Here is a 13,686-nt window from a genome sequence, read left to right as displayed (position 1 = left end):
CCTCAGACCTTGAAGAGGGGATGGCGTTCCAGGAGGTCGAGGATCTCGCGCGCCACCGCCTCGCGGCGCACGTTGCGCGTCTGGACGTGGAGATCGGCAAGCGCATAGACGGGATAGCGCTGGTCCATGAGCGCCTTCAAGGTCGCGCGCGGATCGGGCGTCTGCAGGAGCGGGCGCGTCGGCTTCTTGGAGACGCGCTCCATCAGGACGTCGAGCTCGGCCTTCAGCCACACCGTCACGGAGCGCTCGGCGAGAAGCTTGCGGGTGCCCTCGTTCATGTAGGCGCCGCCCCCGGTCGCGATCACCCGCGGCCCGTCGTCGAGGAGCCGGGCGACCACCCGCGCCTCCAGCGCCCGGAACTCGGCCTCGCCATAGCTGGCGAAGAGGTCCGAGATCGTCATGCGCGAGGCATCCTCGATCTCGTGGTCGGTGTCGACGAAGGGCAGGTCCAGCATCTGGGCGAGCTTGCGCCCGACCGTGGTCTTTCCCGCGCCCATCAGTCCCACGAGCACCACCGGCCGTCGAGCGGCGAGAGGGCTCTGCGAGGAGGGGACGGGCAGCGTCCCGGCGGTCTCGATCATCGGCTCAAGGGTCAGGAACGAAAGGCTGGTTCGCCCTGGGTGAGACCAGAAAAGCCCAGGGCCGTCAAGCAAGCGGCGATCGACCCGTTCGCCTCGGCCCCGCCTTGTTCGCCCGGCAATGGGGCGCGCGGGCACTGTCCCTGGCCGACCGCAGCCTCTAGTGTCCGCCCCGCCTCATCGTCGAAAGCCGTGCCGCCCGATGCCCACCCTGACGCGTCTTCTGACCTTCCTCGCGCTTCTCGTCGGCGCGGTCTATGCGGTGATGGCGGCGCTGGTGGCCTTCGTGGAGCCGCAGCCCGTGCCGGTCACGGTGAAGGTGCCGATCCCCGCCCTCCAGCCGGCGCCCGTCGCGCCCAACACCCAGACGGGCGTCGCGCCATGACGCGCGACGCGGCCCATCTCGACGCGTTCTTCGAAATGATGGCGGTGGAGCGCGGCGCTTCCGCGAACACGCTCGCCGCCTATGGCCGCGATCTCGACCACGCCCGCGCGGCGCTGAAGGCCGGCGGCACGTCCCTGTCGGAGGCGACGACGGACGCCCTGCGCGCCTACATGGCGGGCCTCGATACGCAGGGGTTCGCCGCTTCCTCGCGGCAACGGCGCCTGTCCTCGCTGCGCCAGTTCTTCAAGTTCCTGTATGCGGAGGGGCGGCGTCCGGACGATCCGACCTCGCCGATCGAGGGCTCGCGCAAGGAGCGGTCGATCCCCAAGATCCTCTCGGAAGACGAGGTGGACCGGCTGATCGGCGAGGCCGAGGCCTCTGCCGGCAATCCCGAGCTGCATGGGGCAGCGCTGGCGCGGGCCCGCCGGATGCACGCTCTCGTCGAGATCCTCTATGCCACGGGTCTGCGCGTCTCGGAGCTCGTCTCCCTGCCGCGCGCGGTCCTGCGCTCGCGCGGCCGGCTGATCGTGGTACGCGGCAAAGGCAACAAGGAGCGGCTGGTGCCGATCGGCGAGCGGGCGCGCGATGCGATGGACGCGTTCGCGCTCTCGCTGAAGGACCTGCCGGGATCGAGCGAGACGTGGCTCTTTCCCGCCCTGTCGGACAGCGGGCACATGACGCGCCAGGCCTTCGCGCGCGATCTGAAGGACCTCAGCGTCCGCGCGGGGATCGCGCCGTCCCGCGTCAGCCCCCATGTCCTGCGTCACGCGTTCGCCAGCCACCTCCTCCAGAACGGCGCGGACCTGCGCGTGGTGCAGGAACTCCTCGGCCATGCCGACATCGGCACGACCCAGATCTACACCCATGTCCTCGAGGAGCGGCTCCTGGCGCTGGTGACCGACCATCACCCGCTATCCAGCCTTGCCGAGGACCGGGACACCGGCCTTTCTTGACATTCGGATGGCGGATCGCCAGTTTGCGCGCCGACGCGAACCCCATGGTTCGGCGTGCGGCCGAGCCAGCCGGTCGGCCGTTTCGGCCGGCGGGCGCGAGGGGTCGCAGCCGAACCGTCCCAGGACGGCGCAAGGCCCGGCTGAATGCACAACTATCTCGACTTCGAAAAGCCCGTCGCTGATCTCGACAGCCAGATCATCGAACTGAAGAAGATCGGCGATGCCGAGGGGCGGATCGACGTTTCGGAGGACATCCAGCGCCTGGAGACACGCTCCGCCGACGCGCTGGCCGATCTCTACCGCAAACTGACGCCCTGGCAGAAGACGCAGGTCGCCCGTCATCCCGACCGGCCGCACTGCGTCGACTACCTCTCGACCCTCGTGACCGACTTCACGCCGCTGGCCGGCGACCGGTACTTCGCCGAGGATCACGCGATCATCGCGGGCTTCGGACGCTTCAAGGGGCAGCCCGTGGCCGTGATCGGCCAGGAGAAGGGCTCGGATACTCAGACGCGCCTCAAGCACAATTTCGGCATGGCCCGGCCGGAAGGCTACCGCAAGGCCGTGCGCATCATGGAGATGGCCGAGCGCTTCGCGCTGCCCGTGGTGACGCTGGTCGACACGGCCGGCGCCTATCCCGGCATCGGCGCGGAAGAACGCGGCCAGGCGGAAGCCATCGCCCGCTCGACGCAGGTCTGCCTCGGCCTCACCGTGCCGCTGGTCTCGCTCATCATCGGCGAGGGGGGATCGGGCGGAGCGATCGCGATCGCGGCGGCCAACCGCGTCCTGATGATGGAGCACGCGATCTATTCGGTGATCTCGCCGGAGGCGGGCGCCTCCATCCTGTGGCGGGACTCCAGCCGGGCGAAGGACGTCGCGCAGGCGATGAAGATCACCGCGCAGGACCTCAAGGGCTTCGGCATCATCGACGAGATCGTGTCCGAGCCGCTGGGCGGCGCCCATCGCGGACGCGAAAGGGCGATCGAGACGGCGGGCGAGCGGATCGAAGCGGCGCTCGCCGAACTCTCGCCCCTCTCCGGCGACGAGCTGAAGCGCCAGCGCCGCGAGAAATTCCTCGCGATCGGCCGCGATCTGAAGGTCTGAGCGGGCCCACCGTCGCCGCGGCTGCGACCTCCGCCTTCAAACGGTCTTCGATCCGCGCTATGGAGCCTTCCCGAGGGGAAGGAATTTTCGGACGTTTCCCACCCGGTCGTTAAGCTTCCGGTAACCGTCCCGGTCCGAAAAGAGGGTAATGTCCCCGAGCCGCGTATGCCGCGGACCCCAGGGGGCGCATGGATCGGTTGGAGGGTGCGGACCCCTTGAGGGTCGGCCCGCATCGTGGGGATCGGAATGACGGCACGACGTCTTGGGACGATGGCCATGCTCGGGCTTGGTCTCATGGCCTTGTCGGCCTGCCAGCAGGACGACGTGTTCGCCGATCTCGTCGGCCCCAACGCGCCCCTGCCGCCGGCGCTCGTCAAGGTCATCCGGGCGAAGGAGATGGGCGAGAACTCTCCTATTCTCGTGCGCCTCTACAAGGAGGAGTCCGAGGTCGAGGTCTGGAAGCAGAAGACCGACGGCACCTTCGCGCTCCTCAAGACCTATCCGATCTGCGCCTGGTCCGGCCAGCTCGGACCCAAGCGCAAGGAGGGCGATCGGCAGGCGCCCGAGGGCTTCTACCATCTGACGCCCGGCCTCATGAACCCCGCCTCGAACTACCACCTCGCCTTCGACATGGGCTATCCCAACGCCTACGACCGCGCGAACGACGCGTCGGGCACCCATCTGATGATCCATGGCTCGTGCAACTCGTCGGGTTGCTACGCCATGGACAACTGGCAGATGGAGGAACTCTATTCGCTGGCCAACCACGCCTTCCAGGGCGGCCAGAAGGCGATCCAGATCCAGGCGCTGCCCTTCCGCATGACGCCGCAGAACATGGCGCGCCACCAGAACTCGCCGCATGTCGCCTTCTGGAAGATGCTGAAGGAAGGCACCGACCGCTTCGATCTCACCCACAAGCCGGTGGCGGTCGCGGTCTGCGAGAAGCGCTACGTCTTCGACGAGACCCTGACGGACGGCCGCAAGCTCGACGCCGAAGGCCATTGCCCGGCGATCCAGACGCCGGCCGAACTGGTGGCCAAGCAGATGGCCGACGAGGAACTGCAGAAGAAGATCGCCGCCACCATGGCGCCCGAGGACTTCGCCATCACCACCGCCTCGACCTACAAGACCGGCACGCCGATCTCGGCGGAGGCCTATGCCGCCGAGCAGCATCGCCGCCAGGGCTACGACCGGGACGGCAAGCCGATCCAGACGGCGAAATCCTCGATGTTCAAGAACCTCCTGCAGAAGAAGCCGGCCATGCCGGGCGGCGGCGACTGAGCCCCGGCCGCCTTCGCACGATCTTCCATGGAAAAGGGCCGGTCGCCTCACAGCGACCGGCCCTTTTTACATTCAACGCTCGCCCCGCCTCAGGCGATCTGCGCGTAGGCGCCGTGGCAGTGCTTGAACTTCTTGCCCGAGCCGCAGGGGCAGGGCTCGTTGCGCGAGACCTCGCCCCAGGTTTCGGGGCGCGCGGGATCGCGCTGCAGCGGATCGGTGCCGGGCGGGTTGAAGTCGGCGGTGAGGCGCGCGGCGCCCCGACCGAACTCGTCCTCGCCGGTGGTGGCGTCGATGTGGTGCGCCTGCATCTCCGGCAGCACCGGCTCGTCGGTCTCGGGACGCACCAGCTCGACGCGCATCAGCTGCTGCGTCACGCGCTCGCGCAACTGGTCCAGCATCACCTGGAAGAGCTCGAAGGCTTCCGACTTGTACTCGTTCAGCGGATCGCGCTGGGCATAGCCGCGGAAGCCGACCGCCGAGCGCAGGTGGTCGAGGTTGACGAGATGCTCGCGCCACAGGGCGTCGATCGTCTGCAGCACGACGGAGCGTTCGATGTAGCGCATGATGTCGCCGCCGAACCGCTCCTCGCGGGCGCTCGCAGCCTGGTCCACGGCCTCGAAGATGCGCTTCTTGACATCCTGATCGTCGATCCCCTCCTCGTCCGCCCAAGCGGCGATCGGCAGGTCGAGGTTGAGGAACTCGCGGATCTCCTCCGTCAGCTCCGCCGTCTCCCACTGCTCGGGATAGGCATTTTCCGGCATGCGCTTGGCGACGAGCGTCTCGATCAGCTCGTGACGCATGTCGGCGACGGTCTCGGCGAGCGAGGCGGCGTCCATCAGCTCGAGCCGCTGCTCGAAGATGACCTTGCGCTGGTCGTTCATCACGTCGTCGTATTTCAGAAGGTTCTTGCGGATGTCGAAGTTGCGCGCCTCGACCTTCTTCTGCGCCTTCTCGAGGGCCTTGTTGATCCAGGGATGGACGATCGCCTCGTCCTCCTTGAGCCCGAGGCGGGTCAGCATCGTGTCCATGCGCTCGGACCCGAAGATGCGCATCAGGTCGTCCTGGAGCGACAGGTAGAACTTCGAGCGGCCGGGATCGCCCTGGCGACCCGAGCGACCGCGAAGCTGGTTGTCGATGCGGCGCGACTCATGGCGCTCGGTGGCGAGCACGTAGAGGCCGCCGGCGGCGAGCGCTTCGCCCTTGAGGCGCTGGATGTCGGCCTTGATCGCCGCGATCGCAGCCTCGCGCTCGGGGCCTTCGGGCACCTCGGCGAGCTCGTGCTCGATGCGCATGTCGAGATTGCCGCCGAGCTGGATGTCGGTGCCGCGGCCGGCCATGTTGGTGGCGATCGTCACCGCACCGGGCACGCCGGCCTGTGCGACGATGTAGGCTTCCTGCTCATGGTAGCGCGCGTTGAGGACCTGGAAGTCCTTCAGGCCTTCGCCGCGCAGGCGCTCGGCCAGCATCTCGGACTTCTCGATCGACGTCGTGCCGACGAGGATCGGCTGACGCCGCTCGGCCGACGCCTTGATCTCCTTGGCGATGGCGCGGAACTTTTCTTCCGCCGTCCGATACACCTCGTCGTCCTCGTCGAGGCGCAGGACCGGCAGGTTGGTCGGGATCTCGATCACGTCGAGCCCGTAGATATCGGCAAATTCCGAGGCTTCCGTCGCCGCCGTGCCGGTCATGCCGGCCAGGCGGTTGTACATGCGGAAGTAGTTCTGGAAGGTGATCGAGGCGAGCGTCTGGTTCTCGGGCTGGACGGTGACGCCTTCCTTGGCCTCCAACGCCTGGTGCAGGCCTTCGGAGAAGCGGCGGCCCGGCATCATGCGGCCGGTGAACTCGTCGATGATGACGATCTCGTCGCCCCGGACGATGTAGTCCTTGTCGCGCTGGAAGAGCTTGCGGGCCTTCAGCGCGTTGTTGACGTGGTGGACGATCGTGACGTTCTCGATGTCGTAGAGCGAGGGGCCGTGCAGGTGGCCGGCCGCCTCGAGCATGCGCTCGAGCTTCTCCGTGCCGTCCTCGGTGAAGGAGACCTGGCGCTGCTTCTCGTCGACCTCGTAGTCTTCCTCGCTGAGCTGCGGGATGAAGCTGTCGATCGTGCGGTAGAGGTCGGACCGGTCGTCGAGCGGGCCGGAGATGATGAGGGGCGTGCGCGCCTCGTCGATCAGGATCGAGTCCACCTCGTCGACGAGGGCGTAGAAGTGCCCGCGCTGGACCATCTGGTCGCGCTCGTACTTCATGTTGTCGCGGAGGTAGTCGAAGCCGAGCTCGTTGTTGGTGGCGTAGGTGATGTCGCAGGCGTAGGCCGCACGGCGCTCCTCGTCCGACATGCCGTGGACGATGACGCCGACCGACAGGCCGAGGAAATTGTAGACCCGGCCCATCTGTCCCGAGTCGCGCGTGGCGAGGTAGTCGTTGACGGTGACGACGTGGACGCCCTTGCCTTCCAGCGCCTTCAGGTAGACCGGCAGGGTGCCGACCAGGGTCTTGCCCTCGCCGGTGCGCATCTCGGCGATCGCGCCGCCTGCCAGCACCATGCCGCCGATCATCTGGACGTCGAAGTGGCGAAGGCCGAGAGCCCGCTTGGAGGCCTCGCGCACGGTGGCGAAGGCCGGCACCAGGAGGTCGTCCGCCGTCGTGCCGGACGCCAGCTGGGCGCGGAACTCGTCGGTGCGGGCGCGCAGCTGGTCGTCGGTGAGCCCGGAAAGCTCGGCCTCCAGCGCGTTGATCGCCTTGACCGTGGGTTCGAACTTGCGGACCCGGCGCGAGTTGGAGGACCCCAGCAGCTTGCGGGCCAGACCGCCGAAACTCACCATCCGAAACGTCCTTCCAGGAAAACCAGATTGTCGCAGGCGCGAACCGCCTCGCGGGTCCGCCGCCGGGGATCGTCGCCGATCCGCAAGCCCGCGCTCCGGGACGCGGCGGCTGGACTTTGGGAACGCCCGAGAGATAAGAGGGCCCCCGGAGGAAGTCAACGCCGCGTCCCGCGCGTGGATTTGGCCCTCAAAACACCGCAAAGTCGGCTCTTTGCGAAGCGCGGGAGCTACGACGCGCATCCGCCCCGCCGGGCTTCAAGGCCCGGTTCACCCCCCTTGTTTTCCGTCGACGGGAAGGCTCAAGCCTCATGCTCACTTCGCTCCGCCTGGCGCTCGCCACCTCCGGTCTCGTGCTCGCCGCACTGGCGGGCAGCGCCCAAGCGCAGGACGCCGCCGCGCCGGTCGCGCCCGCTGCGGCCCCGGCCCAGGCTCCGGCTCCTGCCCCCGTCGCGCCCGACACGGTGCTCGTCACGGTCGGCGGCGCCAAGATCACGCAGGCCGACCTCGAGGCCGCCAGCGCCGATCTCGGCTCGCAGTTCGCCCAGCTGCCGCCCGAGCAGCGCCGCCTCGCCACGCTCGCCGCCCTCATCGACATCAAGGCGCTGGCCGCCAAGGGCGAGGCCGAGAAGCTCGCCGACGATGCCGAGACGGCGCGCCGCATCGCGTTCCTGCGCGAGCGTGCCCTGCACAACGCCTATTTCGAGAAGCACGGGATCGCCGCGATCACCGACGCCGAGGTGCGCGCCCGCTACGACAAGGAAGTGGCCGCCATGACGCCGGTCGAGGAGCTGCACGCCAAGCACATCCTCGTGCCCACCAAGGAAGAGGCGGAAGCCGCCATCAAGGAGCTCGACGCCGGCAAGGACTTCGACGCGCTGGCCGCCGAGAAGTCGACCGGCCCGACCGGACCGCAGGGCGGCGACCTCGGCTTCTTCGGCCCCGGCCAGATGGTGCCGGCCTTCGAGACCGCGGCCTACGCGCTCGAGCCGGGCACCTATACCAAGGAGCCGGTCCAGACGCAGTTCGGCTGGCACGTCATCAAGGTGCTGGAGAAGCGCCCGCAGCAGCCGCCCGCCTTCGAGCAGGTCGCCGACCAGGTGCGCCAGGTCGTGATGCGCGAGAAGTATGTCGAGCTCGTCCAGGCCGCCCGCGCCGAAGAGGCGGTGACCTACGAGGATCCCGCGCTGAAGGCGCAGATGGAGACGATGGAAAAGGCCATGGCCACCGGCGCCGACGAGCCGGAGGCCGCGGCCGACGAGGCCGAGACCGAGGCGGCGCCCGCGCCCGCGCAGTGACGGCTCAATTCATCCCATCCTGAACCCGAGGGCGCCGGAGCCGATCCGGCGCCCTTTTCGCATCGCTCCCCGGCCGTCGCGCAATTGTCGCTTGCCGCTCGGGCGCCGCTTGGGGCACAGGGGGGGGGATCAGCCGACCACCCCTGCCGTGAAGGGCCGCGCCATGTCCCATCCCGTTTCCCCGCTCGCTCCCCGCACCGCGCCCGACATGCCGGCCGTGGCGGGCGTCTCCATCGCGACGGGCGCTGCGGGCATCAAGTACCGCGGCCGGACCGACGTTCTCACCATGACCTTCCGGGAGGGCACGAGCGTCGCGGGCGTCCTGACCACCTCGAAGTGTCCCTCAGCGCCGGTGGACCATTGCCGCGCGAGCCTCCCGGGGGGCCGGGCCCGGGCGCTCGTCGTCAATTCGGGCAACGCCAACGCCTTCACCGGCCGCAAGGGCGTCGCCACCACGGATGCCACCGCGGCGGCGGCGGCCGAAGCCGTCGGCTGCACGCCCTCCGAAGTCTTTCTCGCCTCGACCGGCGTAATCGGCGAGCCGCTGGACGCCGCCAAGATCACGCCGCTTCTCGCCGGCCTCTTCTCGGGAGGCGAGGGCGCGCGCTGGCGCGAGGCGGCGGACGCCATCATGACCACGGACACCTATCCGAAGGTCGCCACGCGCGACGTGGCGCTGGGCGAGACGAGCGTGCGCCTCAACGGCATCGCCAAGGGCGCCGGCATGATCGCGCCGGACATGGCGACCATGCTGTCGTTTCTCGCCACCGACGCCGCGATCGAGCCGGCCGTGCTTCAGGCGCTCCTGTCGGAAGCCGTCGGCCCGACCTTCAATTCGGTGACGGTGGATTCCGACACCTCGACCTCCGACACCCTGCTTCTCTTCGCCACCGGTGCGGCCGGCAACGCGCCGGTCGCCGACGTCGCCGATCCGCGCCTCGGGCCGTTCCGCGAGGCTCTCGCCGCCGTGCTCCTCGACCTCGCCCGGCAGGTGGCGCGCGACGGCGAGGGTGCGCGCAAGGAGATCATCGTCACCGTGGAGGGCGCGGTCGACGACCGGTCGGCAAAACGCATCGCGCTCTCGATCGCCAACTCGCCGCTGGTCAAGACGGCCGTGGCGGGCGAGGACGCCAACTGGGGCCGCGTCGTGATGGCGGTCGGCAAGGCCGGCGAGCCCGCCGAGCGCGACCGCCTCGCGATCTCCTTCGGCGACGTGCGCGTGGCCGTCGACGGCGAGCGCGACCCGGCCTACTCGGAGGCCGACGCGTCGGCGCAGATGAAACGCGACGAGATCGCGATCCGCGTCGAGCTGGGCTTGGGGACCGGGCGCTGGACCGTCTACACCTGCGACCTCACGAAGGAGTATGTCGCGATCAATGGCGATTACCGGAGCTGAACGGGTGCCGCGGCTGACGGTGGTCCGACGGCTGGAGGCCGCGGGTTTCCGCGCCTGGCCCGCGAGTTCGACCTATTACGACGGCACCTGGGCGGTGCGTCTGACCACGAGCTTCCCGGCCAAGCGCCTGAACTCGGTCAACCCGCTCGACCCGGCCGACGACACCGCCATCGAGGCGCGCATCGAGCGCGTGGGCGAACGGTTCCGCGCCGCCGGCCGGCCGCTCGTCTTCCGCCAGTCGCCGCTCGCCCCGCCGCGCCTGATCCGCTACCTCGACGACGCCGGCTGGTCGAGTTTCGGCGAATCGATCGTCTATACCGCCGATCTCGCCTCCCTCGACCTGAAGGAGGCGATCGATCGGATCCCGCTTCAGGACGCCCGCCGCTATCTCGAGGCGTCGCTTGCCGTGCACCGCCGTCCCGCCGCCCTTCGCGAAGGGCTGGAAGCGGTCCTGACCTCCATCCGGCCGCCCGCCGCCTTCTTCGTGCGCGAGAGCGAGGAGGGCGTGCCGGTCGCCGTCGCGCTGGCGATCACGGACAACGATCTGGCGGGGATTCTCGACGTCGCGGTGGCCCCGTCGGCCCGCCGCCAGGGCATCGGCATCGACCTCGTGGCCACCGCGCTCCGCCATACCCTGCACAAGGGTGCGCGCACCGGCTGGCTGCAGGTCGAGGCCGAGAACGCCGCCGGCCGCTCGCTCTACGCGCGCCTCGGCTTTTCCGAGGCCTATCGCTACGTCTACCGCGCCCCTCCGGGCATCATCGTCTGAACCCGTTCGCGCCGCATCGATCCGGCCGCCGGGCGTTTCCGCCTCGCCGGACATGCTTCATGGAAGCCGCCGCCCATGCCGACGCCACGCCTGCTTCTCGTCGCGGCCTGCGCGCTGCTCGACGCCGACAACCGCATCCTCCTGGCGCAGCGTCCGCCGGGGAAGTCGCTGGCGGGGCTTTGGGAGTTTCCCGGCGGCAAGGTCGAGACCGGCGAGACGCCGGAGGAGACGCTGATTCGCGAGCTGCGCGAGGAGATCGGGGTCGAGACCAAGGCCGACTGCCTCGCCCCGCTCGCCTTCGCCAGCCACACCTACGACGACTTCCACCTCATGATGCCGCTCTATGTCTGCCGGCGCTACGAGGGCATCCCCCGCTCGATGGAAGGCCAGGCGCTGAAATGGGTGCGCGCGGCGCATTTGCGCGACCACCCCATGCCGCCCGCCGACCTGCCGCTGATTCCCTTCCTGACCGATCTCCTCTGACGCGAACCGTGGGAGGACGCCCCGTTAAGCATGTCGCTTAAAGCGACCTTTACGTCCGCGCCGCATGATCTCGGACGTTCGGGCGCTCGGCCGGCCGGACGGGACCGGAGCCGGATCGCATGCGCAACACGTCCAATCGATCGCCACGCCGCGCCGGGGTCGCCGGGGCTCTTCTGCGCGCCGCGCTTCTCGTCGGCCCGCTCGCCGGCGCCATCGCTTTCGGCATCGCGCCGCGCGGGGCCGATCGCCTCGTGGCCGCCAACGGCTCGGAGGGCATCGATACGATGACCACGGGCTCCGTTTCCGCCTCCCGCTTCACTTTCGCTCCCGGCGGCGGATGTCTGCGTCTGGCCGTCGGCCGCCAGGGGGGCGCATGCTGAAGCCGGCCCCGCTTCGGACCCGGCCGGCCCATCGGTTCCTGCGCGATCGCTCGGGCGCGACCGCGATCGAGTACGGGCTGATCGTCGGCCTCGTGGCCGTGGTCCTGCTCGCGGGCCTCGGCAACACCAGCAACAGCGTCGCCGCCATGTTCAACAACGTGATGGAACGGGTGAGCGAGGCGATGAGCAGCAGCTGACGCAGCGCGTCAGCTTTTCGGCTTCAGCGCTTCGGCCAGGCTGTGCGTCGCGCTGCCGGGCTTCAGCGGCTTCTGTTGGCTCTCGTGCGGCTTCCATCCCGAGAGGTAGATGACATCGAAGGTCGCGCGCAGCCGTCCGTCGGGGTCGGCGAAACGCTCGGCATAGATTTCCGCCGCCCGGAAGAACAGGCGCCGTCCGGCCGGTCGTCGCACGCGGGCATGCAGCATGTTGCTCATCCCCATGTCGCGCAGGTCCCGCATCAGCTCGAACATCGACCCGTAGCGCACCGTGAGCCGATCCTGATCGATCACCGGCAGAGCGAAACCGGCGCGCTGGAGGAGCCCGCCCGCTTCCCGGAGGTCGGCGAAGGGCGCGACGCGCGGGCTCGCGCCTCCCGAGATCTCGGCCTCGGCCGCCAGAAGCGCCGAGCGCAGTTCGTTCAGCGTCTCGCCGCCGAGCAGCGCCGCCAGAAGCAGCCCGTCGCCCCGGAGCGCCCGCCGGATCTGCACCAGAACCCCCGGCGTGTCGTTGGTGAGGTGCAGCGACAGGGACGACACCACGAGATCGACGCTCTCGTCGGCGAGCGGCAGCGCCTCCTCGTCGGCCACCACGCCCTCGCCGGCATCGAGAAACCGCGCGTCGCGCTCGATGCGCACGAGCCGCTCTACCTGTCCCCCGACCCGCAGTCGCTCAGCCAGCACGCCGGTATGGCCGGCGAGTTCGACACCCACCGCGAACTGCCGCTGGACCAGCGACAGGCGCTCGGCGAGTTCGCCGCCGACCGCATCGAGCAGGAAGGATGCGCCGGACGCCCCGCGCCGCGCCGCGCGCAGTCGCCGGCGGTCGAGGAGGGCGCGGTCGAAGGGGGCGTTGGCGGTCATCGCGGGGCTCCGGCTCAGATGGGCGAAGAGGGGTCTTGTGGTGCGCCCGGGCGGGAGTATCGTCGGGCGGGGTGGAAGGAAAGCGCTGGGGGAGGCGTCGGGGGGAGGCATGGGCATGGAGTTCGTCAGACGGGGCCTGTCCCGGTTCGCGCGGCCGATCGGCCGGATCATCTATCCGCCCGTCTGCGCCGGCTGCGGGGGAGCGCTGGCCGAGGCGCCGGCCGTGTGCCCCGGCTGCTGGCGCTCGCTGCGCTTCATCGAGCGGCCCTATTGCGAGGTACTCGGCCTTCCCTTCTCCTACGATCTCGGGCGCGGTTTCCTGTCGGCGGAGGCGATCGCCGATCCGCCCGTGTTCGCGCGCCTGCGCGCCGCTCTGGTCTACGAGACGCTGGCCGCGCGCATGGTGGCTTCCCTGAAATACGCCGACCGCGCCGATCTCGTTCCGTTGATGGCCGCCTGGATGCGGCGGGCCGGGGGGGAGGCGATCGCGGATTGCGACATCGTCGTGCCGGTGCCGCTCCATGCCCGGCGCCTCATCGCGCGCCGCTTCAACCAGTCGGCCGAACTGGCGCGCGCGATCGCGCGGGCCGAGCGCCTCGCCTATGCGCCGCTGTGCCTCCGTCGCAAGCGTGCGACGCTCAGCCAGGTCGGCCTCGGGCCGGCGGAGCGGCTCGAGAACGTGCGCGGCGCCTTCGAGGTGACGGCGGGGCGCGAGGCGGAGGTCCGGGGGCGACGCGTCCTCCTCGTGGACGACGTCTTCACCACCGGGGCCACCGTCTCGGCGGCGACGCGCGCCCTCAAGCGGGCGGGCGCCGCCGAAGTCAGCGTCCTCGTCTTTGCGAGGGTTGCGGCGGGCGCGGGATGATCGCATATCAGCGCTCGCCCCATCTGGAGGACGCCCGATGCCCCCCGTCACCATCTACACCCGGCAATTCTGCGGCTACTGCGCGCGCGCCAAGGACCTCCTCACGAAGAAGGGCGTCGCCTTCGCCGAGAAGGATGCCACCGTCGAGCCGGCGTTCCGCCAGGAGATGATGACGCGGGCGCCGGGCAGCACGACCTTCCCGCAGATCTTCATCGGCAGCACCCATGTCGGCGGCTGCGACGATCTCTATGCGCTGGACCGGGCCGGCCGGCTCGACCCGCTTCTCGCGTCCTGAG

General features: G+C 69.6%; 15 protein-coding genes. 12 read left to right on the top strand and 3 right to left on the bottom strand.

The genetic code is table 11. From position 1 onward, the window contains the following. Nucleotides 1-2: 2 nt before the first annotated feature. Entirely contained in the window at nucleotides 3-581 is a 579-nt protein-coding gene (locus tag AUL34_RS04180) for a shikimate kinase (RefSeq protein ID WP_061931531.1), read from the bottom strand. A 199-nt stretch (nucleotides 582-780) separates the two neighbouring features. Here AUL34_RS04180 and AUL34_RS04175 point away from each other — a divergent pair, with 199 nt between their 5' ends. The 4 genes from AUL34_RS04175 to AUL34_RS04160 all read left to right on the top strand — a co-directional run bounded on the left by AUL34_RS04175 (nucleotide 781) and on the right by AUL34_RS04160 (nucleotide 4,301). After that, the gene (locus AUL34_RS04175) at nucleotides 781-963 is read left to right on the top strand and encodes a hypothetical protein (RefSeq protein ID WP_061931528.1); all 183 of its coding nucleotides are present in this window, start codon (nucleotides 781-783) and stop codon (nucleotides 961-963) included. Next, entirely contained in the window at nucleotides 960-1,916 is a 957-nt protein-coding gene (locus tag AUL34_RS04170) for a site-specific tyrosine recombinase XerD (RefSeq protein WP_061931526.1), read from the top strand. The genes AUL34_RS04175 and AUL34_RS04170 overlap by 4 nt, the downstream gene beginning before the upstream one ends. Before the next feature lie 144 nt (nucleotides 1,917-2,060). Next, the gene (locus AUL34_RS04165) at nucleotides 2,061-3,020 is read left to right on the top strand and encodes an acetyl-CoA carboxylase carboxyltransferase subunit alpha (RefSeq protein WP_061931524.1); all 960 of its coding nucleotides are present in this window, start codon (nucleotides 2,061-2,063) and stop codon (nucleotides 3,018-3,020) included. A 246-nt stretch (nucleotides 3,021-3,266) separates the two neighbouring features. Further along, nucleotides 3,267-4,301, top strand: a complete 1,035-nt coding sequence (locus AUL34_RS04160) for a murein L,D-transpeptidase family protein (protein ID WP_156420777.1) — start codon at nucleotides 3,267-3,269, stop codon at nucleotides 4,299-4,301. An 89-nt stretch (nucleotides 4,302-4,390) separates the two neighbouring features. Here the strand turns inward: AUL34_RS04160 and secA are convergent, their stop codons facing one another. Further along, complete coding sequence (gene secA / locus AUL34_RS04155) at nucleotides 4,391-7,123, bottom strand: preprotein translocase subunit SecA (RefSeq protein ID WP_061931520.1); 2,733 nt, start codon at nucleotides 7,121-7,123, stop codon at nucleotides 4,391-4,393. A gap of 308 nt (nucleotides 7,124-7,431) precedes the next feature. Between secA and AUL34_RS04150 the strand changes: the two genes are divergently transcribed. The 6 genes from AUL34_RS04150 to AUL34_RS04125 all read left to right on the top strand — a co-directional run bounded on the left by AUL34_RS04150 (nucleotide 7,432) and on the right by AUL34_RS04125 (nucleotide 11,643). After that, the gene (locus AUL34_RS04150; protein ID WP_061931518.1) at nucleotides 7,432-8,418 is read left to right on the top strand and encodes a peptidylprolyl isomerase; all 987 of its coding nucleotides are present in this window, start codon (nucleotides 7,432-7,434) and stop codon (nucleotides 8,416-8,418) included. A 163-nt stretch (nucleotides 8,419-8,581) separates the two neighbouring features. Then, nucleotides 8,582-9,814, top strand: coding sequence for a bifunctional glutamate N-acetyltransferase/amino-acid acetyltransferase ArgJ (gene argJ, locus AUL34_RS04145; protein WP_061931516.1), 1,233 nt, complete (start codon nucleotides 8,582-8,584; stop codon nucleotides 9,812-9,814). After that, nucleotides 9,783-10,583 (top strand): GNAT family N-acetyltransferase, encoded by an 801-nt coding sequence (locus AUL34_RS04140; protein ID WP_061931514.1) that lies wholly within the window; start codon nucleotides 9,783-9,785, stop codon nucleotides 10,581-10,583. The genes argJ and AUL34_RS04140 overlap by 32 nt, the downstream gene beginning before the upstream one ends. A gap of 75 nt (nucleotides 10,584-10,658) precedes the next feature. After that, nucleotides 10,659-11,066 (top strand): (deoxy)nucleoside triphosphate pyrophosphohydrolase, encoded by a 408-nt coding sequence (locus AUL34_RS04135; protein WP_061931512.1) that lies wholly within the window; start codon nucleotides 10,659-10,661, stop codon nucleotides 11,064-11,066. A 119-nt stretch (nucleotides 11,067-11,185) separates the two neighbouring features. Further along, entirely contained in the window at nucleotides 11,186-11,446 is a 261-nt protein-coding gene (locus AUL34_RS04130) for a hypothetical protein (protein ID WP_061931509.1), read from the top strand. Beyond that, a complete protein-coding gene (locus AUL34_RS04125; protein WP_061931507.1) occupies nucleotides 11,440-11,643 on the top strand; it encodes a Flp family type IVb pilin in 204 nt (67 codons plus the stop codon). Before AUL34_RS04130 ends, AUL34_RS04125 begins: the two co-directional genes overlap by 7 nt. A gap of 9 nt (nucleotides 11,644-11,652) precedes the next feature. Here AUL34_RS04125 and AUL34_RS04120 read toward each other — a convergent pair whose 3' ends face one another. Further along, nucleotides 11,653-12,525 carry a methyltransferase domain-containing protein gene (locus tag AUL34_RS04120; protein ID WP_061931504.1) on the bottom strand — a complete coding sequence of 291 codons (873 nt, stop codon included), beginning with the start codon at nucleotides 12,523-12,525 and terminating at the stop codon, nucleotides 11,653-11,655. Nucleotides 12,526-12,640: 115 nt separating this feature from the next. Between AUL34_RS04120 and AUL34_RS04115 the strand changes: the two genes are divergently transcribed. Both AUL34_RS04115 and grxC read left to right on the top strand, forming a co-directional pair. Continuing rightward, nucleotides 12,641-13,390, top strand: a complete 750-nt coding sequence (locus AUL34_RS04115; RefSeq protein ID WP_156420776.1) for a ComF family protein — start codon at nucleotides 12,641-12,643, stop codon at nucleotides 13,388-13,390. Nucleotides 13,391-13,427: 37 nt separating this feature from the next. Beyond that, entirely contained in the window at nucleotides 13,428-13,685 is a 258-nt protein-coding gene (gene grxC / locus AUL34_RS04110; RefSeq protein WP_061931500.1) for a glutaredoxin 3, read from the top strand. The last annotated feature ends 1 nt before the right edge of the window (nucleotide 13,686 follow it).

The organism is Aureimonas sp. AU22 (assembly GCF_001463745.1).
GTDB lineage: Bacteria > Pseudomonadota > Alphaproteobacteria > Rhizobiales > Rhizobiaceae > Aureimonas.
This window is presented reverse-complemented; position numbering and strand designations above follow the sequence as displayed.